The 16634-nt window shown below is 45.4% G+C and carries 31 protein-coding genes and 1 rRNA gene; all 32 read right to left on the minus strand.

Annotation, left to right across the window (positions count from 1 at the left end; genetic code table 11):
- Positions 1-497: ribosomal RNA gene (locus tag L4D78_RS27170) — 16S ribosomal RNA — on the minus strand; the annotation flags it as partial.
- A gap of 602 nt (positions 498-1099) precedes the next feature.
- The gene (gene rplQ, locus L4D78_RS27175) at positions 1100-1486 is read right to left on the minus strand and encodes a 50S ribosomal protein L17 (protein WP_428460451.1); all 387 of its coding nucleotides are present in this window, start codon (positions 1484-1486) and stop codon (positions 1100-1102) included.
- A gap of 33 nt (positions 1487-1519) precedes the next feature.
- Positions 1520-2509, minus strand: coding sequence for a DNA-directed RNA polymerase subunit alpha (locus L4D78_RS27180; RefSeq protein WP_428460452.1), 990 nt, complete (start codon positions 2507-2509; stop codon positions 1520-1522).
- Between the two features lie 23 nt (positions 2510-2532).
- Entirely contained in the window at positions 2533-3153 is a 621-nt protein-coding gene (gene rpsD / locus L4D78_RS27185; RefSeq protein ID WP_428460453.1) for a 30S ribosomal protein S4, read from the minus strand.
- A gap of 32 nt (positions 3154-3185) precedes the next feature.
- The gene (rpsK, locus tag L4D78_RS27190) at positions 3186-3575 is read right to left on the minus strand and encodes a 30S ribosomal protein S11 (RefSeq protein WP_005370963.1); all 390 of its coding nucleotides are present in this window, start codon (positions 3573-3575) and stop codon (positions 3186-3188) included.
- A gap of 19 nt (positions 3576-3594) precedes the next feature.
- On the minus strand, positions 3595-3951 hold the full coding sequence (rpsM, locus tag L4D78_RS27195) for a 30S ribosomal protein S13 (protein ID WP_428469826.1): 357 nt from the start codon (positions 3949-3951) through the stop codon (positions 3595-3597).
- A 145-nt stretch (positions 3952-4096) separates the two neighbouring features.
- On the minus strand, positions 4097-4210 hold the full coding sequence (gene rpmJ / locus L4D78_RS27200; RefSeq protein WP_000868186.1) for a 50S ribosomal protein L36: 114 nt from the start codon (positions 4208-4210) through the stop codon (positions 4097-4099).
- A gap of 30 nt (positions 4211-4240) precedes the next feature.
- Positions 4241-5566 (minus strand): preprotein translocase subunit SecY, encoded by a 1326-nt coding sequence (gene secY / locus L4D78_RS27205; protein WP_428469827.1) that lies wholly within the window; start codon positions 5564-5566, stop codon positions 4241-4243.
- Between the two features lie 22 nt (positions 5567-5588).
- Positions 5589-6023 carry a 50S ribosomal protein L15 gene (gene rplO / locus L4D78_RS27210; RefSeq protein ID WP_428460455.1) on the minus strand — a complete coding sequence of 145 codons (435 nt, stop codon included), beginning with the start codon at positions 6021-6023 and terminating at the stop codon, positions 5589-5591.
- 5 nt (positions 6024-6028) lie between these two features.
- Positions 6029-6208 carry a 50S ribosomal protein L30 gene (gene rpmD, locus L4D78_RS27215; protein WP_428460456.1) on the minus strand — a complete coding sequence of 60 codons (180 nt, stop codon included), beginning with the start codon at positions 6206-6208 and terminating at the stop codon, positions 6029-6031.
- 5 nt (positions 6209-6213) lie between these two features.
- A complete protein-coding gene (gene rpsE, locus L4D78_RS27220) occupies positions 6214-6711 on the minus strand; it encodes a 30S ribosomal protein S5 (RefSeq protein ID WP_428460457.1) in 498 nt (165 codons plus the stop codon).
- Between the two features lie 12 nt (positions 6712-6723).
- Complete coding sequence (gene rplR / locus L4D78_RS27225) at positions 6724-7077, minus strand: 50S ribosomal protein L18 (RefSeq protein ID WP_428460458.1); 354 nt, start codon at positions 7075-7077, stop codon at positions 6724-6726.
- A gap of 9 nt (positions 7078-7086) precedes the next feature.
- On the minus strand, positions 7087-7620 hold the full coding sequence (gene rplF, locus L4D78_RS27230; protein ID WP_428460459.1) for a 50S ribosomal protein L6: 534 nt from the start codon (positions 7618-7620) through the stop codon (positions 7087-7089).
- Between the two features lie 12 nt (positions 7621-7632).
- The gene (gene rpsH, locus L4D78_RS27235) at positions 7633-8025 is read right to left on the minus strand and encodes a 30S ribosomal protein S8 (protein ID WP_428469828.1); all 393 of its coding nucleotides are present in this window, start codon (positions 8023-8025) and stop codon (positions 7633-7635) included.
- 35 nt (positions 8026-8060) lie between these two features.
- Positions 8061-8366 carry a 30S ribosomal protein S14 gene (gene rpsN / locus L4D78_RS27240; protein ID WP_428460461.1) on the minus strand — a complete coding sequence of 102 codons (306 nt, stop codon included), beginning with the start codon at positions 8364-8366 and terminating at the stop codon, positions 8061-8063.
- 15 nt (positions 8367-8381) lie between these two features.
- Positions 8382-8921 (minus strand): 50S ribosomal protein L5, encoded by a 540-nt coding sequence (gene rplE / locus L4D78_RS27245; protein WP_428469829.1) that lies wholly within the window; start codon positions 8919-8921, stop codon positions 8382-8384.
- 16 nt (positions 8922-8937) lie between these two features.
- A complete protein-coding gene (gene rplX / locus L4D78_RS27250; RefSeq protein ID WP_075762917.1) occupies positions 8938-9249 on the minus strand; it encodes a 50S ribosomal protein L24 in 312 nt (103 codons plus the stop codon).
- A 12-nt stretch (positions 9250-9261) separates the two neighbouring features.
- Positions 9262-9633, minus strand: a complete 372-nt coding sequence (gene rplN, locus L4D78_RS27255) for a 50S ribosomal protein L14 (protein ID WP_428460463.1) — start codon at positions 9631-9633, stop codon at positions 9262-9264.
- A gap of 163 nt (positions 9634-9796) precedes the next feature.
- Positions 9797-10051: a 30S ribosomal protein S17 gene (gene rpsQ / locus L4D78_RS27260; RefSeq protein ID WP_428460464.1), complete on the minus strand. Its 255-nt coding sequence runs from the start codon at positions 10049-10051 to the stop codon at positions 9797-9799.
- Positions 10051-10242, minus strand: a complete 192-nt coding sequence (gene rpmC, locus L4D78_RS27265; protein ID WP_047880894.1) for a 50S ribosomal protein L29 — start codon at positions 10240-10242, stop codon at positions 10051-10053. The genes rpsQ and rpmC overlap by 1 nt, the downstream gene beginning before the upstream one ends.
- Positions 10242-10652 (minus strand): 50S ribosomal protein L16, encoded by a 411-nt coding sequence (gene rplP / locus L4D78_RS27270; RefSeq protein WP_428460465.1) that lies wholly within the window; start codon positions 10650-10652, stop codon positions 10242-10244. Before rplP ends, rpmC begins: the two co-directional genes overlap by 1 nt.
- Before the next feature lie 11 nt (positions 10653-10663).
- A complete protein-coding gene (rpsC, locus tag L4D78_RS27275) occupies positions 10664-11356 on the minus strand; it encodes a 30S ribosomal protein S3 (RefSeq protein WP_428460466.1) in 693 nt (230 codons plus the stop codon).
- Between the two features lie 15 nt (positions 11357-11371).
- Positions 11372-11704, minus strand: coding sequence for a 50S ribosomal protein L22 (gene rplV, locus L4D78_RS27280; RefSeq protein ID WP_428469830.1), 333 nt, complete (start codon positions 11702-11704; stop codon positions 11372-11374).
- A 10-nt stretch (positions 11705-11714) separates the two neighbouring features.
- On the minus strand, positions 11715-11993 hold the full coding sequence (gene rpsS / locus L4D78_RS27285; protein ID WP_005302795.1) for a 30S ribosomal protein S19: 279 nt from the start codon (positions 11991-11993) through the stop codon (positions 11715-11717).
- Between the two features lie 18 nt (positions 11994-12011).
- Positions 12012-12836 (minus strand): 50S ribosomal protein L2, encoded by an 825-nt coding sequence (gene rplB, locus L4D78_RS27290; protein WP_428469831.1) that lies wholly within the window; start codon positions 12834-12836, stop codon positions 12012-12014.
- 18 nt (positions 12837-12854) lie between these two features.
- Entirely contained in the window at positions 12855-13157 is a 303-nt protein-coding gene (gene rplW / locus L4D78_RS27295; RefSeq protein WP_007469145.1) for a 50S ribosomal protein L23, read from the minus strand.
- Positions 13154-13756, minus strand: a complete 603-nt coding sequence (rplD, locus tag L4D78_RS27300) for a 50S ribosomal protein L4 (protein WP_428460468.1) — start codon at positions 13754-13756, stop codon at positions 13154-13156. The genes rplW and rplD overlap by 4 nt, the downstream gene beginning before the upstream one ends.
- Before the next feature lie 16 nt (positions 13757-13772).
- On the minus strand, positions 13773-14402 hold the full coding sequence (rplC, locus tag L4D78_RS27305) for a 50S ribosomal protein L3 (RefSeq protein ID WP_428460469.1): 630 nt from the start codon (positions 14400-14402) through the stop codon (positions 13773-13775).
- A 15-nt stretch (positions 14403-14417) separates the two neighbouring features.
- Positions 14418-14729 (minus strand): 30S ribosomal protein S10, encoded by a 312-nt coding sequence (gene rpsJ / locus L4D78_RS27310; RefSeq protein ID WP_107299054.1) that lies wholly within the window; start codon positions 14727-14729, stop codon positions 14418-14420.
- 368 nt (positions 14730-15097) lie between these two features.
- Entirely contained in the window at positions 15098-15577 is a 480-nt protein-coding gene (bfr, locus tag L4D78_RS27315) for a bacterioferritin (protein ID WP_428469832.1), read from the minus strand.
- Positions 15578-15650: 73 nt separating this feature from the next.
- Positions 15651-15839 (minus strand): (2Fe-2S)-binding protein, encoded by a 189-nt coding sequence (locus L4D78_RS27320; RefSeq protein ID WP_428460471.1) that lies wholly within the window; start codon positions 15837-15839, stop codon positions 15651-15653.
- Positions 15840-16109: 270 nt separating this feature from the next.
- Positions 16110-16634, minus strand: a 525-nt coding sequence (locus L4D78_RS27325; protein WP_428469833.1) for an EF-Tu C-terminal domain-related protein, incomplete at its 5' end; no start/stop codon positions are given.

Raw genomic sequence — 16634 nt, forward strand, 5'->3', positions numbered from 1 at the left:
TAACGTCAAAGGCAGCCACTATTAATGACTACCCCTTCCTCACGACTGAAAGTACTTTACAACCCGAAGGCCTTCTTCATACACGCGGCATGGCTGCATCAGGGTTTCCCCCATTGTGCAATATTCCCCACTGCTGCCTCCCGTAGGAGTCTGGACCGTGTCTCAGTTCCAGTGTGGCTGATCATCCTCTCAAACCAGCTAGGGATCGTCGCCTTGGTGAGCCATTACCTCACCAACTAGCTAATCCCACCTGGGCTAATCTTAGCGCGAGAGGCCCGAAGGTCCCCCTCTTTGGTCCGAAGACGTTATGCGGTATTAGCTATCGTTTCCAATAGTTATCCCCCACACTAAGGCATATTCCCAGGCATTACTCACCCGTCCGCCGCTCGCCGCCCAACAAATCCCCCGAAGGTTCAATGTTGTCGCTGCCGCTCGACTTGCATGTGTTAGGCCTGCCGCCAGCGTTCAATCTGAGCCATGATCAAACTCTTCAATTAGAATTTTTGTGGTCTCTCGACCGGCTCAACGAATACTGATTGAACATCAATAACTAGAAGCTAGYCATGACATTCGAATTGACTGTGCCAAAGCTTCGTTATCTACAAGAGATAGCGTYACCTTGTATTGGTCACTCAGTTCATTGATAAATCTTTTGACTTAACTTTTTCACGAGTGCCCACACAGATTGCATGGTCAAATTGTTAAAGAACAAACTGATTGGTTAGTGGCTTAAGTTGCCGCTCTCCGTGTCAGTGAGGTCGCATTATAGAGAGATTGACTCGGTTGGCAAGACGAATTTTCAAAAAAAAAACCAAGCGAGCACTTTCTGAGCAATAAGTTAAAAATAGAATAGTAAGAGTGCAATCTCAGCTTCTGTAACCATTAGAATTAAACGGCCCTGTCTCAGTTTGATAATGGCTACACTAAAAATTCAAAAAGTTAAGCGGTAAAGGTAGAAGTAGAAGTAGAAGTAGAAGTAGAAGTAGAAGTAGAAGTAGAAGTAGAAGTAGAAGTAGAAAAATAGATAATGATTCATGAATTTCAAATAAAAAAAAGCCGAGTCATAGACTCGGCTTCTTCTTATTTAACGCACTATTGCTTATTCAGCAGCAGCTTCTTCCTGAGATTCAGGACGATCTACTAGCTCAATGTAAGCCATAGGGGCTTTATCACCAGTACGGAAACCGCATTTCATAATGCGAGTGTAACCGCCTGGACGCTGAGCGAAGCGTGGACCTAATTCGTTAAATAGTTTCGCTACTACTTCGTTATCACGAGTACGTGCGAATGCAAGACGACGGTTAGCAACACTGTCGGTCTTAGCTAGGGTAATCAATGGCTCAATTACGCGACGCAGCTCTTTTGCCTTAGGCACGGTAGTCTTGATAAGTTCGTGACGTACCAAAGAGCCAGCCATGTTGCTGAACATCGCTTTGCGATGGCTGCTGTTGCGGTTGAGTTGACGACCACTCTTACGATGGCGCATGACCTAATCCTTCTAACTAGATATCAGTAACTATTAATCTTCAGCAATTGATGCTGGCGGCCAGTTTTCTAAGCGCATGCCTAGAGAAAGACCACGTGATGCCAGCACATCTTTGATTTCTGTCAAAGACTTCTTACCAAGGTTTGGCGTTTTAAGAAGCTCAACCTCAGTACGCTGAACGAGATCACCGATGTAATGGATCGCTTCTGCTTTTAGACAGTTAGCAGAGCGAACAGTTAGTTCAAGATCGTCTACAGGACGCAGTAGGATCGGATCGAACTCCGGCTTCTCTTCTTTTTCTTCAGGAACACGTACATCTCGAAGATCTACGAATGCATCCAGTTGCTCAGCTAAAATAGTAGCTGCACGACGGATAGCTTCCTCCGGATCAAGAGTACCATTGGTTTCCATATCGATAACAAGCTTGTCAAGGTCAGTACGTTGTTCTACACGTGCTGCTTCAACTGCGTATGCGATACGGTCAACTGGGCTGAAAGTTGAATCAACTAACAGACGGCCAATTGGACGCTCATCTTCTTCTGTGTGAATACGAGCAGACGCTGGTACATAGCCACGACCACGTTCTACCTTGATGCGCATGCTGATTTCAGCATGATCATCAGTTAGATGGCAGATTACGTGCTCTGGGTTCGCAATCTCAACATCACCGTCGTGGGTGATGTCACCTGCAACAACAGGGCCTGCACCAGATTTGTTCAGAGTAAGGATAACTTCGTCTTTACCCTCAACCTTAATGGCTAGACCTTTAAGGTTTAGAAGGATCTCAAGAACGTCTTCCTGTACTCCTTCTTTGGTGCTGTACTCGTGTAACACACCATCGATTTCAACTTCAGTTACGGCACAACCCGGCATTGAAGATAATAAAATGCGACGTAGAGCGTTACCAAGAGTGTGGCCGAAACCACGCTCAAGTGGCTCAAGAGTTACTTTTGCATGCGTCGTGTTAACTTGTTCAATATCAACAAGACGTGGCTTAAGAAATTCTGTTACAGAACCCTGCATTGTGTCCTCTCTTAACTATAGCTTTACTTAGAGTAAAGCTCGACGATCAGGTGTTCGTTGATGTCGGCAGACAAATCAGAACGTTCTGGAAGACGTTTAAACGTACCTTCCAATTTGCTGTTGTCTACTTCGACCCAAGTCGGTAGTTCACGCTGAGTAGCAACTTCAAGAGCTGCTTTAATGCGTGCTTGGTTCTTAGCTTTCTCACGAATGCTAACAACGTCGTTTGCCGCTACCTTGAAAGAAGGAACGTTTACGACTTGACCGTTAACTAGGATCGCTTTGTGGCTTACTAGCTGACGAGATTCAGCGCGAGTAGCACCAAAACCCATACGGTAAACTACGTTATCTAGGCGACCTTCAAGAAGCTGAAGCAGGTTTTCACCTGTGTTGCCTTTAAGGCGAGCAGCTTCTTTATAGTAGTTACGGAATTGCTTTTCCAGTACGCCATATGTACGACGAACTTTCTGCTTCTCACGAAGCTGAACGCCGTAGTCAGATAAACGACCACGACGTGCGCCATGCATGCCCGGTGCGTTATCAATTTTACACTTGGTATCAATCGCGCGTACACCAGACTTAAGGAATAAGTCAGTACCTTCGCGACGGCTAAGCTTCAGCTTAGGACCCAAATATCTTGCCATGTTCTTTCTCCAGTTTTCCTAAAAACGAAACGTTATACGCGACGTTTCTTAGGTGGACGACAACCGTTATGAGGGATCGGAGTCGCATCAACAATGTTAGTGATACGGAAACCCGCTGCGTTTAGAGCGCGGATAGTTGACTCACGACCAGGACCTGGGCCCTTAACCATAACTTCTAGGTTCTTAACGCCATATTCTTTGGCCATTTCACCACAACGTTCAGCAGCAACCTGTGCAGCGAACGGAGTAGATTTACGAGAACCGCGGAAACCTGAACCACCTGCAGTAGCCCAAGATAGAGCGTTACCCTGACGGTCAGTAATGGTCACGATTGTGTTATTGAAAGAAGCATGGATGTGCGCAACGCCATCTGCTACTTGCTTGCGTACGCGCTTACGCGCGCGAGTTGGTTGTTTAGCCATTGTACTCTACCTTTCCCGACTATTTCTTGATCGGCTTGCGCGGACCCTTACGGGTACGAGCGTTGGTTTTAGTACGCTGTCCACGTAGTGGTAGACTGCGACGATGACGAAGACCACGGTAACAACCAAGGTCCATAAGGCGCTTGATGTTCATGGATACTTCACGACGTAGATCACCTTCTACAGTGTATTTAGCTACACCATCACGCAGTAGATCGATCTGCTCTTCAGTTAGTTCACTGATCTTAACATTTTCAGCAATACCCACTTCAGCTAGGATAGCCTGAGAGCGAGTTTTACCAATACCGTAGATCGCAGTAAGTGCGATTACAGAATGCTTTTGATCAGGAATGTTAATGCCTGCAATACGGGCCACTATTCACTCCTAGTACTTTTCAAGAATAACCGCTGCAAAGCCCGTCGAGGATACGCAGCGGTGGAACAATTCTTTTGCACACACAAAAGATTGGTTGGCTAATTTAGCCAACCTACCTTCAATTTGCAAGAAATATTTCTGCTAATTAGCCTTGGCGTTGTTTATGCTTTGGCTCACTGCAAATTACACGCACAACACCGTTGCGCTTGATAACTTTACAGTTACGGCAGATTTTCTTAACGGAAGCACGAACTTTCATTGCTAAACTCCGTAAATGGGTTAACCAATCTTAGCGGTTTGAACCTTTAAGATTAGCCTTTTTCAAAACAGACTCATACTGTTGAGACATCAATTGTGTCTGAACTTGAGCCATGAAGTCCATAATAACTACAACTACAATCAGTAGTGATGTTCCACCAAAATAAAAGCGAACATTCCATGCAATCATCATAAACTCGGGGATCAGACAGATAAAGGTAATATATAACGCACCTGCTAATGTCAGACGAGTCATTACTTTATCTATATATTTCGCGGTCTGCTCACCCGGGCGAATACCAGGTACGAACGCACCAGACTTCTTCAAGTTGTCAGCTGTCTCGCGAGGGTTAAACACCAACGCGGTATAGAAGAAACAGAAGAAAATAATCGCAGCAGCATAAAGCATCACATATAGTGGCTGACCTGGGCTAAGGGCAAGTGATACATCACTTAACCAACCAAGGTTCTCATTCTGACCGAACCACTGTGCCAGCGTTCCCGGAAACAGAATAATGCTTGATGCAAAAATCGCTGGAATAACACCTGCCATATTAATTTTCAATGGTAGGTGTGTGCTTTGCGCAGCAAAGACACGACGACCTTGTTGACGTTTGGCATAGTTAACGACGATTCGACGTTGACCACGTTCCATAAACACAACAAAGTATATTACAGCGAATGAGATTACCGCAATTAGTAGTAGAAGAAGTACGTGCAATTCACCTTGACGCGCTTGCTCCACTGTCTGTCCAATAGCAGGTGGCAAACCTGCAACGATACCAGTGAAAATAATCAAAGATATACCGTTACCAATGCCACGTTCAGTAACTTGCTCACCTAACCACATTAAGAACATGGTACCGGTAACCAAACTTACTACCGCAACAAAGTAGAATCCAAGCCCAGGGTTAACCACTAGGCCAGGAAGCATACTTGGTAACCCCGTTGCAATACCAATTGCTTGGAAGGTTGCCAAAACAAGCGTGCCGTAACGGGTGTACTGGCTAATCTTACGACGACCAGACTCCCCTTCCTTCTTCAACTCGGCTAAAGCCGGGTGAACAACCGTTAGCAACTGGACAATAATTGAAGCCGAAATATACGGCATAATGCCCAGCGCTAATATGGAAGCACGCTCAAGTGCACCACCAGAGAACATGTTAAACAGTTCAATGATGGTACCCTTTTGCTGTTCGAACAGATCGGCAAGTACAGCAGCGTCAATACCAGGAATAGGCACAAAAGAGCCCGCTCGGAAAATTAAGATAGCACCTAATACGAATAGCAGGCGAGTCTTAAGCTCTGCTAGGCCACCTTGTGCACTACGAAAATCTTGTCCTGGTTGTTTAGCCATCTGTACCTCATCCTCGAGTTAATTATTCCTCGATTTTACCGCCTGCAGCTTCGATTGCAGCTTTAGCGCCTTTAGTTACGCGTACGCCTTTAACTGTAACGATGCGAGCGATTTCACCAGAAAGTACAACTTTCACGAACTTAATGTCCTTAGTGATTACATTCGCAGTCTTTAGAGTTTCAAGACTTACTACGTCACCTTCAACTTTCGCTAGCTCAGCTAGACGAACTTCAGCTGTTACAAGGCTCTTACGAGAAGTAAAACCGAATTTTGGTAGACGCTGTTTCAAAGGCATTTGACCGCCTTCGAAGCCTGGGCGTACAGAACCACCTGAACGTGATTTCTGACCTTTGTGACCACGGCCACAAGTTTTACCCAGACCTGAGCCGATACCACGGCCTACACGCTTAGCTGTTGGCTTAGAGCCTGCAGCTGGCGATAGAGTATTCAAACGCATTCTGATTACTCCTCTACTTTAACCATGTAGTAAACTTTAGCGATCATGCCGCGTACGCAAGCAGTATCTTCAAGTTCAACAGTGTGGTTGATGCGACGAAGGCCTAGGCCACGCAAAGTTGCTCTGTGCTTCGGTAAACGACCGATAGAACTCTTTGTCTGTGTTACTTTAATAGTATTAGCCATGTCGATCACTCCAGAATTTCTTTAACAGAAAGACCACGCTTAGCAGCGATCATTTCTGGAGAGTTCATTCCACTTAAACCATCAATTGTTGCGCGAACAACGTTGATTGGGTTAGTAGAACCGTATGCTTTAGCTAGTACGTTACGGATACCCGCAACTTCTAGCACTGCACGCATTGCACCACCGGCGATGATACCAGTACCTTCTGATGCAGGTTGCATGTACACTTTAGAACCAGTGTGGCGACCTTTAACAGCGTGGTGAAGAGTACCTTCGTTTAGCGCAACAGTAACCATGTTACGACGTGCTTTTTCCATCGCTTTCTGGATTGCAGCAGGAACTTCACGTGCCTTACCGTAACCAAAACCGATGCGACCGTTACCGTCACCAACTACTGTTAGTGCAGTAAAACTGAAAATACGTCCGCCTTTAACCGTCTTAGATACACGGTTAACAGCGATCAGCTTTTCATTCAAATCTGATTGTGTTTTTTCGTTAGCCATCTTCCGCCTACCTTAGAATTTCAGACCAGCTTCACGAGCAGCTTCTGCTAGAGCAGCTACACGGCCGTGGTATTGGAAACCAGAACGATCGAATGCAACGTTAGAGATGCCTTTTTCAATCGCGCGCTCAGCAATAGCTTTACCTACAGCTGCAGCAGCGTCTTTGTTACCAGTACTCTTAACCTGTTCGCGAATCGCCTTTTCTACGGTAGAAGCGGCAGCGATAACCTCAGAGCCATTTGGTGCGATTACCTGAGCGTACACGTGACGTGGAGTACGGTGTACAACTAGGCGGTTTGCGCCCAGTTCAGCAATCTTACGACGTGCTCGGGTCGCACGACGGATACGAGATGCTTTCTTATCCATAGTGTTACCTTACTTCTTCTTAGCTTCTTTAGTACGCACGATTTCATCGGCGTAACGAACACCTTTACCTTTATAAGGTTCAGGGCTACGGTAAGCGCGAATATCAGCCGCTACTTGACCAACAACCTGCTTATCAGTACCAGTTAGTACGATTTCAGTTTGTGAAGGACATTCAGCTTTGATACCTGCCGGTAATTCGTGCTCAACTGGGTGAGAGAAGCCTAGAGTAAGCGCTACAGTATTGCCTTTAACAGCAGCACGGTAACCTACACCCTTCAAAGTAAGCTTCTTAGTATAGCCTTCAGTAACACCAACAACCATGTTGTTAACTAGTGCACGAGCAGTACCTGCTTGAGCCCAAGCCTTATCGAATCCTTCACGAGGACCGAAAGTAATGGTGTTTTCTTCCTGGGACAATACAACTGCTTCGTTGATAACGCGAACTAGTTCGCCTTTACCAGCTTTAACAGTGATTTCCTGACCGTTGAGTTTAACTTCTACGCCGGCAGGAATAACTACTGGTGCTTTTGCAACACGAGACATTTCCTACTCCTATTATGCTACGTAGCAGATAATCTCACCGCCAAGGCCCGCTTTACGAGCAGCGCGGTCGGTCATAAGACCCTTGGAAGTGGATACAACAGCAATACCAAGGCCACCCATCACTGATGGTAGAGCATCTTTTTTCTTGTAGATGCGCAGACCAGGACGTGATACACGTTGGATTTGCTCGATAACTGGGGTAGCTTCGAAGTACTTAAGAGTAACTTCTAGCTCAGGCTTAACTTCACCAATTACAGTGAACTCAGCCACGAAACCTTCTTCTTTAAGAAGAGCTGCGATAGCAACTTTCATTTTAGAAGATGGCATTTTAACAGCAACTTTTTTCGCTGCCTGACCGTTACGAAGACGGGTCAGCATATCCGAGATCGGATCTTGCATGCTCATAAGTCAATACTCCGTGATTCTAAATTGGCAACTGATTACCAGCTAGCCTTACGCAGACCCGGAATCTCGCCTTTCATGCAAGCTTCACGAACCTTGATACGGCTTAAACCGAACTTACGTAGGTAGCCGTGTGGACGTCCAGTCTGGTGACAGCGATTACGCTGACGAGACTTCGCAGAATCACGTGGTAGTGACTGAAGTTTAAGCACTGCATTCCAGCGGTCTTCTTCAGACGCATTCACGTCGCTAATTAGAGCTTTAAGTGCCGCACGCTTTTCAGCGAACTTTACTGCTAGCTTGGCACGTTTAGCTTCGCGTGCCTTCATTGATTCTTTAGCCATTAGTAACCCTTACTTTTACTTACGGAATGGGAAGTTAAAAGCAGATAGTAGAGCATGAGCTTCTTCATCAGATTTAGCAGAAGTTGTGATTGTGATATCAAGACCACGTACACGATCTACTTTATCGTAATCGATTTCTGGGAAGATGATCTGCTCACGAACGCCCATGCTGTAGTTACCACGACCATCGAAAGATTTCGGGTTTAAACCACGGAAATCACGAATACGAGGTACAGCAATTGAAATTAGACGCTCAAAGAAATCCCACATGCGTTCGCCACGTAGAGTTACTTTACAGCCAATAGGGTAGCCCTCTCGGATCTTAAAGCCAGCAACAGACTTACGAGCTTTAGTGATAAGCGGCTTCTGACCTGCAATAGCAGTCATGTCAGCAGCAGCATTCTCTAGAAGCTTCTTGTCGTTGATCGCATCACCAACACCCATATTAAGTGTGATTTTTTCGATCCTTGGGACTTGCATGATACTCTGGTATTCGAACTTATCAGAAAGTTCTTTAACTAGAGTCTCTTTGTAGTAATCATGCAGTTTCGCCATAGTACTACTCCAAAAATTACTTGATAGTTTCGCCAGTCGATTTGAAGAAACGAACTTTTTTGTCGTCTTCGAATCGGAAGCCTACACGGTCCGCTTTACCTTCACCGTTAACGATCGCAACATTTGAGGCGTCGATCGCAGCTTCTTGCTCTACGATGCCACCCTGAACACCCATTGCCGGAACCGGCTTCTGGTGTTTCTTAACCATGTTGATACCTTCAACGATAACTTTACCGGTTGCTAGGACCTTAGTTACCTTACCTTTCTTACCTTTATCTTTACCAGTAAGAACGATAACTTCGTCGTTACGACGGATTTTAGCTGCCATTTTAGTCGCTCCTTACAGTACTTCAGGCGCTAGTGATACAATCTTCATGAACTTGTCATTACGAAGTTCACGAGTCACTGGGCCAAAAATACGAGTACCGATTGGTTGCTCACTTGTGTCGTTCAACAATACGCAAGCATTACGGTCAAAGCGAATGACAGAGCCGTCTGGACGACGAACGCCTTTACGGGTGCGAACAACCACCGCCTTCAGTACATCACCTTTTTTAACTTTACCGCGAGGAATTGCTTCTTTCACAGTAATCTTGATGATATCACCGATGTGTGCATAACGGCGGTGAGAACCACCCAGAACCTTAATACACATTACGCGACGAGCGCCGGAGTTATCGGCTGCGTCAAGCGTACTTTGCATTTGGATCATGTTAGTGCTCCGCTTATTTAAAAATCTAGACCCATTGTCGAGTCGGTAGCCTTTTCTTCAAAGGCGGCGAATAATAACACCATTTCCGACCAATGGATAGACAAAAAATAAACGGCCCCAAGTTTTTTTCAGGGCCGCTCTATTATATCGTAGCTAAGTTCGCTTAAACGCGAGCTTTTTCTACTACGCGTACCAGTGTCCAAGACTTAGTCTTTGACATTGGACGACATTCACGAATTTCAACTGTATCGCCTTGGCTACACTCGTTGTTTTCGTCATGTGCGTGAAGTTTAGTCGTGCGTGTGATGTACTTACCGTAGATTGGGTGTTTCACCTTACGCTCGATTGCAACAACAATAGACTTATCGCCTTTGTCGCTAACAACACGACCAAGCTGAGTACGAATTTGTTCGCTCATTATGCGTCAGCCTTCTCAGTCAGAACGGTTTTAACACGTGCGATATCGCGACGTACTGCTTTAAGAGTGTGAGTCTGCTGTAGTTGACCAGTAGCAGCCTGCATGCGCAGGTTAAACTGTTCACGTAGCAAGTTCACAAGCTCAGCATTCAGCTCTTCAACGCTTTTAGCGCGCAGATCTTGTGCGTTCATCACATCACCGCCTTAGTTACGAAAGTAGTCTTGATTGGTAGCTTACGTGCAGCAAGGTTAAATGCTTCACGTGCTAGTTCTTCAGGAATACCATCCATCTCGTAAAGAACTTTACCAGGTTGGATTTGAGCAACCCAGTACTCAACGTTACCTTTACCTTTACCTTGACGAACTTCAAGAGGCTTAGATGTAATTGGTTTGTCTGGGAAAACACGAATCCAGATTTGGCCCTGACGTTTGATATGACGAGTCATAGCACGACGTGCAGCTTCAATCTGACGAGCAGTAAGACGACCACGGCCTACCGCTTTAAGACCAAATGTACCGAAGCTTACATCAGTACCGTTCGCTAAACCGCGGTTACGACCTTTGAAAGTCTTGCGGAATTTAGTGCGTTTTGGTTGCAGCATCAATAAACTCCTTATTTACGGCTTTTGCGCTGCTTCTTCGGCTTGTTATCAGCCTTAGGCTCTGCAACTGGCATACCGCCTAGAACTTCACCTTTGAAGATCCAAACTTTAACGCCGATTACACCATATTGGGTGTGAGCCGAAGAAGTTGCGTAATCAATGTCAGCACGAAGAGTGTGTAGAGGTACACGACCTTCACGGTACCACTCTGAACGTGCGATTTCAGCGCCGCCTAGACGACCACCTACTTGAACTTTGATACCTTTAGCGCCAAGACGCATAGCGTTTTGAACTGCACGCTTCATAGCGCGACGGAACATAACACGACGCTCTAGCTGAGACGAAATGCTGTCTGCAACTAGTTGACCGTCAAGCTCTGGCTTACGAACTTCAGCGATGTTGATCTGAGCTGGAACACCAGCGATCTTAGACACGCGAGCGCGTAGCTTTTCTACGTCTTCACCTTTCTTACCGATAACTACGCCTGGACGAGCAGTGTGAATAGTCACACGGATGCTCTTAGCAGGACGCTCGATAACGATACGTGAAAGAGATGCTTTTTTCAGTTCTTTAGTAAGAAACTGACGTACCTTGAAGTCGCCGTCTAGGTTGTCAGCGAACTCTTGGCTGTTAGCAAACCAAGTGGTATTCCAAGGCTTAACGATGCCTAGACGAATACCATTAGGATGTACTTTTTGACCCATTGCTTTCTCTCCTAGTTAGCGATCTGCTACAACAATAGTGATGTGGCTAGAACGCTTCAAGATACGATCGGCACGGCCTTTAGCACGAGGCATAATGCGCTTCATGGTAGGACCTTCATCAACAAAGATTTTTGCAACATTAAGATCATCAATGTCTGCGCCTTCGTTGTGTTCTGCGTTAGCGATAGCAGATTCTAGAACTTTCTTAATTAGATCAGCAGCTTTTTTATTGCTGAACTGTAGAATTTCTAGAGCTTGAGCAACTGGCTTACCGCGCAGTTGATCTGCAACCAAACGAGCTTTCTGCGGCGAAATGCGAGCAAAGCGATGTTTAGCGATAGCTTCCATTACTTACTCCTTAGCGCTTCTTAGCTTTCTTATCCGCAGCGTGACCGCGGTAAGTACGTGTTGGTGCAAATTCGCCTAGCTTGTGACCGATCATTTCTTCAGAAACGAAAACAGGAACGTGCTGACGACCATTATGGACAGCGATGGTCAAACCGATCATCTGAGGGATGATCATTGAGCGACGGGACCAAGTCTTTACAGGCTTTTTGTCACCGCTTTCCAACGCTTTCTCTACCTTCTTCAGCAAGTGCAGGTCAATGAAAGGACCTTTCTTGAGAGAACGTGGCATGGCGTATCCTCTTTATAATTACTTATTACGACGACGTACAATGTACTGGTCGGTACGTTTGTTCTTACGAGTCTTGTAACCCTTCGTAGGAACACCCCAAGGTGAAACAGGGTGACGGCCACCAGATGTACGGCCTTCACCACCACCATGTGGGTGATCTACTGGGTTCATTACAACACCACGGACAGTTGGACGAACACCGCGCCAGCGTGAAGCACCAGCTTTACCTAGCTCACGTAGCATGTGTTCAGCGTTACCAACTTCACCAAGGGTCGCACGACCTTCAGAAAGAACTTTACGCATTTCGCCAGAACGTAGACGTAGAGTCACATAAGTGCCTGCACGTGCAATGATCTGAGCGTAAGCACCAGCTGAACGAGCCAGCTGAGCACCTTTACCAGGTTTAAGTTCAACACAGTGAATAGTTGAACCTACTGGGATGTTGCGCATTGGTAACGTGTTACCAACTTTGATCGCAGCATCTGCACCAGACTGGATTGAATCACCAGCTTGGATGCCTTTAGGTGCGATGATGTAGCGGCGCTCACCATCTGCGTAAAGTACTAGTGCAATGTTTGCACTACGGTTTGGATCGTATTCTAGGCGCTCAACTTTCGCTGGGATACCATCTTTAGTACGCTTAAAGTCGATTAGACGGTAATGTTGTTTATTACCACCACCGATGTGACGTACTGTGATACGACCGTTGTTATTACGACCACCAGTCTTAGATTTTTTCTCTAATAGTGGTGCGTACGGCTTACCCTTATGCAGGTCAGAGCTAACCACTTTAACAACGTGGCGACGACCTGGGGAAGTCGGCTTACATTTTACAATAGCCATTCTTCTTTGCTCCTAGCCTTACTCTGCACTACCAGCGAAGTCGATGTCTTGACCTTCTTTCAAGATAACGTACGCTTTTTTCCAGTCGCTACGACGGCCTTGGCGCATACCTTGACGTTTGGTCTTACCCTTGGCTACAAGAGTATTTACAGACTTAACTTCAACCTCGAACAGTTTTTCAACTGCTGCTTTGATCTCTTTCTTCGTTGCTGTCATCGCTACTTTGAAAACGATAGTGTTACCGTTTTCAGCAGCCATGGTCGCTTTTTCAGAGATGTGCGGAGCACGTAGAACTTTTAAAATACGCTCTTCAGTGATCATGCTAGCATCTCCTCAACTGCTTTAACTGCTGCTGCAGTCATCACAACTTTATCGAAAGCAATCAAGCTAACTGGATCGATTGCCGCTGCATCACGTACGTCTACTTTATATAGGTTACGTGCTGCAAGGAATAGATTCTCATCTAACTCGCCAGTTACGATTAGTGCATCAGTTAGCTCAAGCTCATTAAGCTTAGCAACTAGTGCTTTTGTTTTGGGTGCTTCTACAGAGAAGTCATCAACAACGATTAAACGCTCTTGACGTACTAGCTCAGAAAGAATGCTCTTCATAGCACCACGGTACATTTTTTTGTTAACTTTTTGGCTGTGGTCCTGTGGACGAGCAGCAAAAGTTACACCACCAGTACGCCATAGCGGACTGCGGATTGTACCTGCACGAGCGCGGCCTGTACCTTTCTGGCGCCATGGTTTAGCACCACCACCAGAAACGTCAGAACGAGTCTTCTGAGCACGTGTACCTTGACGAGCACCTGCTGCAAAAGCAACAACTACTTGGTGTACAAGCGCTTCATTGAAGTCACGCCCAAAAGTAGTTTCGGAGACAGTTAGCGCGTCAGCGCCTTTGACTACCAATTCCATTACCAACTCCTCGACGTTACGCTTTAACAGCTGGTTTAACGATCACGTTGCCGCCTGTAGCACCTGGTACTGCACCTTTAATAAGAAGCAGATTGCGCTCAGCGTCAACACGTACGATCTCTAGGTTTTGAGTCGTTACACGCTCAGCACCCATATGACCAGCCATTTTCTTGCCTTTAAATACACGACCTGGAGTTTGACATTGGCCAATTGAACCCGGTGCGCGGTGAGACAAGGAGTTACCATGGGTCATGTCTTGAGTACTGAAATTCCAGCGCTTAATAGCACCTTGGAAACCTTTACCCTTCGATGTACCAGTAACGTCTACTTTTTTAACTTCATTGAAAAGTTCAACATTTAGCTCAGCGCCAACTGCAAACTCTTCATTATTATCTAGACGGAATTCCCAAAGACCGCGACCCGCTTCAACACCAGCTTTCGCAAAGTGGCCAGCTTGTGGCTTAGAAACACGGTTAGCTTTCTTAGTACCAGTAGTTACCTGGATTGCGTTGTAGCCGTCAGTTTCTACAGATTTAACCTGAGAAACGCGGTTAGCTTCAACTTCAACCACAGTTACTGGGATAGAAACGCCATCTTCGGTAAATACGCGGGTCATGCCCACTTTACGACCGATTAGACCAATCATTCTCTTATCTCCCCATTAACCTAGGCTGATCTGGACATCAACGCCAGCAGCTAGATCTAGACGCATAAGAGCATCAACAGTCTTATCTGTTGGCTCAACGATGTCGATAAGGCGCTTGTGAGTACGGATTTCGTACTGATCACGTGCGTCCTTATTAACGTGCGGAGAAACAAGAACAGTGAAGCGTTCTTTGCGAGTAGGTAGAGGGATTGGACCCTTAACCTGCGCGCCAGTACGCTTAGCTGTTTCAACGATTTCCGCTGTAGACTGATCGATCAAACGGTGATCGAACGCCTTAAGACGGATACGAATACGTTGGTTCTGCATGAGACAGAGCTCCAATAATAAAAATTACACAAACAATATCGCCACTCATGCTCGTAAAGACGAGAGAATGTCGATTGATTTATGTGAACGTAGTATCCCTATCGGATACATTGTCAGTCAATTTAATGACTGCGAACATAAGTCAGAGTATACATTTCAAGTTGCTATGCAACTTCTTCCTCAATGCTTATTGGTTCACAACTGCAGTTACAAGACCTATATTGGCTTAGGCAGTGGCGAGCATTATACAGATCACAGTTTTGAGCGCAAGCCTTGTTGGAAAAATAATCACGGCTTCATCGGAGGGGGCAATATACTAGCAGGGCAAGGTTCGAAACGACTACTACCCTGCCATATAATACAAACGGTTAATCATCATCATCGACAATTTGGGCCTGGTTATAATTTGCGATACCCATTTTTTCGATTAAGCCCAGTTGCGTTTCAAGCCAGTCAACATGCTCTTCCTCATCCGATAAAATCTCTTGGAACAAATCTCGAGAGACATAATCATGAACATCTTCAGCATAGGCAATAGCATCTCGCAGATCAGGTATCGCTGCCATCTCCAATGCTAAATCACACTCAAGCATCTCTTGTGTATCTTCACCAATATTGAGCTTACCAAGATCTTGTAAGTTAGGGAGGCCCTCTAAAAAGAGAATACGTTCAATTAAATGATCGGCATGATTCATTTCATCAATTGATTCGTGGTATTCCTTGTCGGCGAGGTGTTTTAGGCCCCAATCTTTATACATTCGGGCGTGGAGGAAATATTGATTGATGGCAACAAGTTCATTACCTAGGATTTTATTGAGGTGTTGGATGATTTTTGGATCAGCTTTCATTATGACACACTCCTCTGTCAGTTCATTAAAGGATAGAACCGATCACAAGAGTGTCAAAAGTAGATTTGCGTCACTAACCCGCTTTCTTAAATTGCATCGAGACCGTTTGCTCGATTATGACCTTTGCTTGACGAATACATTTACCACACTGAGATCCAAGAGGCGTTACTTGACGAATACCACGGATATCTTGAATACCATGCTGCTGGGTTAGTTTCATTATTTTCTTGTCACTGATTCCATGGCAAAGACAAACGTACATCTCTATTTCACTCATTAAGTTTAGTGATCATAAATATAAACGGGAATCATTTTCATTTCCAGTTGATATTCATTCTCAAATATAACATTTTAACATTGAAACTGAGTATATATATCCAATTAGAATATGCTAACCAATAGGTATAGAAAAGAAGGCAACAAATAAGCGGTGGAATTGAATAAGGAAGGATAATGCAGAGGGATATGTTTTTGTACAAACAAAAAGGGAGCCGAAGCTCCCTTTTCAGTACGTAGTTTGTACTAAATGTTATTAAGCAACGATAGTTGCAACAACACCAGCACCAACAGTACGGCCACCTTCACGGATAGCAAAACGTAGACCTTCGTCCATCGCGATAGGTGCGATTAGAGTAACAGTCATAGMGATGTTATCACCAGGCATTACCATTTCTACGCCTTCAGGTAGTTCGATAGTACCTGTTACGTCAGTTGTACGGAAGTAGAACTGTGGACGGTAACCTTTGAAGAAAGGAGTGTGACGACCGCCTTCATCTTTAGAAAGAACATAGATTTCTGAAGTGAAAGTAGTGTGTGGAGTGATTGAACCTGGCTTAGCAAGAACCTGACCACGCTCAACTTCGTCACGCTTAGTACCACGTAGAAGAACACCAACGTTCTCACCAGCACGGCCTTCGTCAAGAAGTTTACGGAACATCTCAACACCAGTACAAGTAGTAGTGGTAGTTTCTTTGATACCGATGATTTCTACTTCGTCACCAACGTTGATGATACCTTGCTCAACACGACCAGTTACAACAGTACCACGACCTTGGAT

This window comes from Photobacterium minamisatsumaniensis (genome assembly GCF_050336695.1).
Classification (GTDB): Bacteria; Pseudomonadota; Gammaproteobacteria; order Enterobacterales; family Vibrionaceae; genus Photobacterium; species Photobacterium minamisatsumaniensis.

Bases quoted from the DNA above. Each gene is read 5' to 3' on its own strand.
- rplW (WP_007469145.1), bottom strand. From the start codon at position 13,157: ATGATCACTGAAGAGCGTATTTTAAAAGTTCTACGTGCTCCGCACATC.
- rpsS (WP_005302795.1), bottom strand. From the start codon at position 11,993: ATGCCACGTTCTCTCAAGAAAGGTCCTTTCATTGACCTGCACTTGCTG.
- secY (WP_428469827.1), bottom strand. From the start codon at position 5,566: ATGGCTAAACAACCAGGACAAGATTTTCGTAGTGCACAAGGTGGCCTA.
- rpsC (WP_428460466.1), bottom strand. From the start codon at position 11,356: ATGGGTCAAAAAGTACATCCTAATGGTATTCGTCTAGGCATCGTTAAG.
- L4D78_RS27320 (WP_428460471.1), bottom strand. From the start codon at position 15,839: ATGTACGTTTGTCTTTGCCATGGAATCAGTGACAAGAAAATAATGAAA.
- rplD (WP_428460468.1), bottom strand. From the start codon at position 13,756: ATGGAATTGGTAGTCAAAGGCGCTGACGCGCTAACTGTCTCCGAAACT.
- rpsH (WP_428469828.1), bottom strand. From the start codon at position 8,025: ATGAGCATGCAAGATCCGATCTCGGATATGCTGACCCGTCTTCGTAAC.
- rpsJ (WP_107299054.1), bottom strand. From the start codon at position 14,729: ATGCAGAACCAACGTATTCGTATCCGTCTTAAGGCGTTCGATCACCGT.
- rplQ (WP_428460451.1), bottom strand. From the start codon at position 1,486: ATGCGCCATCGTAAGAGTGGTCGTCAACTCAACCGCAACAGCAGCCAT.
- rpsN (WP_428460461.1), bottom strand. From the start codon at position 8,366: ATGGCTAAAGAATCAATGAAGGCACGCGAAGCTAAACGTGCCAAGCTA.
- rplV (WP_428469830.1), bottom strand. From the start codon at position 11,704: ATGGAAGCTATCGCTAAACATCGCTTTGCTCGCATTTCGCCGCAGAAA.
- L4D78_RS27180 (WP_428460452.1), bottom strand. From the start codon at position 2,509: ATGCAGGGTTCTGTAACAGAATTTCTTAAGCCACGTCTTGTTGATATT.
- rplE (WP_428469829.1), bottom strand. From the start codon at position 8,921: ATGGCGAAACTGCATGATTACTACAAAGAGACTCTAGTTAAAGAACTT.
- rpmD (WP_428460456.1), bottom strand. From the start codon at position 6,208: ATGGCTAATACTATTAAAGTAACACAGACAAAGAGTTCTATCGGTCGT.
- rpsD (WP_428460453.1), bottom strand. From the start codon at position 3,153: ATGGCAAGATATTTGGGTCCTAAGCTGAAGCTTAGCCGTCGCGAAGGT.
- rpsQ (WP_428460464.1), bottom strand. From the start codon at position 10,051: ATGAGCGAACAAATTCGTACTCAGCTTGGTCGTGTTGTTAGCGACAAA.
- rpsK (WP_005370963.1), bottom strand. From the start codon at position 3,575: ATGGCTAAACAACCAACTCGCGCGCGTAAGCGCGTACGCAAGCAAGTA.
- rplB (WP_428469831.1), bottom strand. From the start codon at position 12,836: ATGGCTATTGTAAAATGTAAGCCGACTTCCCCAGGTCGTCGCCACGTT.
- rplP (WP_428460465.1), bottom strand. From the start codon at position 10,652: ATGCTGCAACCAAAACGCACTAAATTCCGCAAGACTTTCAAAGGTCGT.
- rplF (WP_428460459.1), bottom strand. From the start codon at position 7,620: ATGTCTCGTGTTGCAAAAGCACCAGTAGTTATTCCTGCCGGCGTAGAA.
- rplC (WP_428460469.1), bottom strand. From the start codon at position 14,402: ATGATTGGTCTAATCGGTCGTAAAGTGGGCATGACCCGCGTATTTACC.
- rpmC (WP_047880894.1), bottom strand. From the start codon at position 10,242: ATGAACGCACAAGATCTGCGCGCTAAAAGCGTTGAAGAGCTGAATGCT.
- bfr (WP_428469832.1), bottom strand. From the start codon at position 15,577: ATGAAAGCTGATCCAAAAATCATCCAACACCTCAATAAAATCCTAGGT.
- rpmJ (WP_000868186.1), bottom strand. From the start codon at position 4,210: ATGAAAGTTCGTGCTTCCGTTAAGAAAATCTGCCGTAACTGTAAAGTT.
- rplX (WP_075762917.1), bottom strand. From the start codon at position 9,249: ATGGCAGCTAAAATCCGTCGTAACGACGAAGTTATCGTTCTTACTGGT.
- rplN (WP_428460463.1), bottom strand. From the start codon at position 9,633: ATGATCCAAATGCAAAGTACGCTTGACGCAGCCGATAACTCCGGCGCT.
- rpsE (WP_428460457.1), bottom strand. From the start codon at position 6,711: ATGGCTAACGAAAAAACACAATCAGATTTGAATGAAAAGCTGATCGCT.
- rplR (WP_428460458.1), bottom strand. From the start codon at position 7,077: ATGGATAAGAAAGCATCTCGTATCCGTCGTGCGACCCGAGCACGTCGT.
- rplO (WP_428460455.1), bottom strand. From the start codon at position 6,023: ATGCGTTTGAATACTCTATCGCCAGCTGCAGGCTCTAAGCCAACAGCT.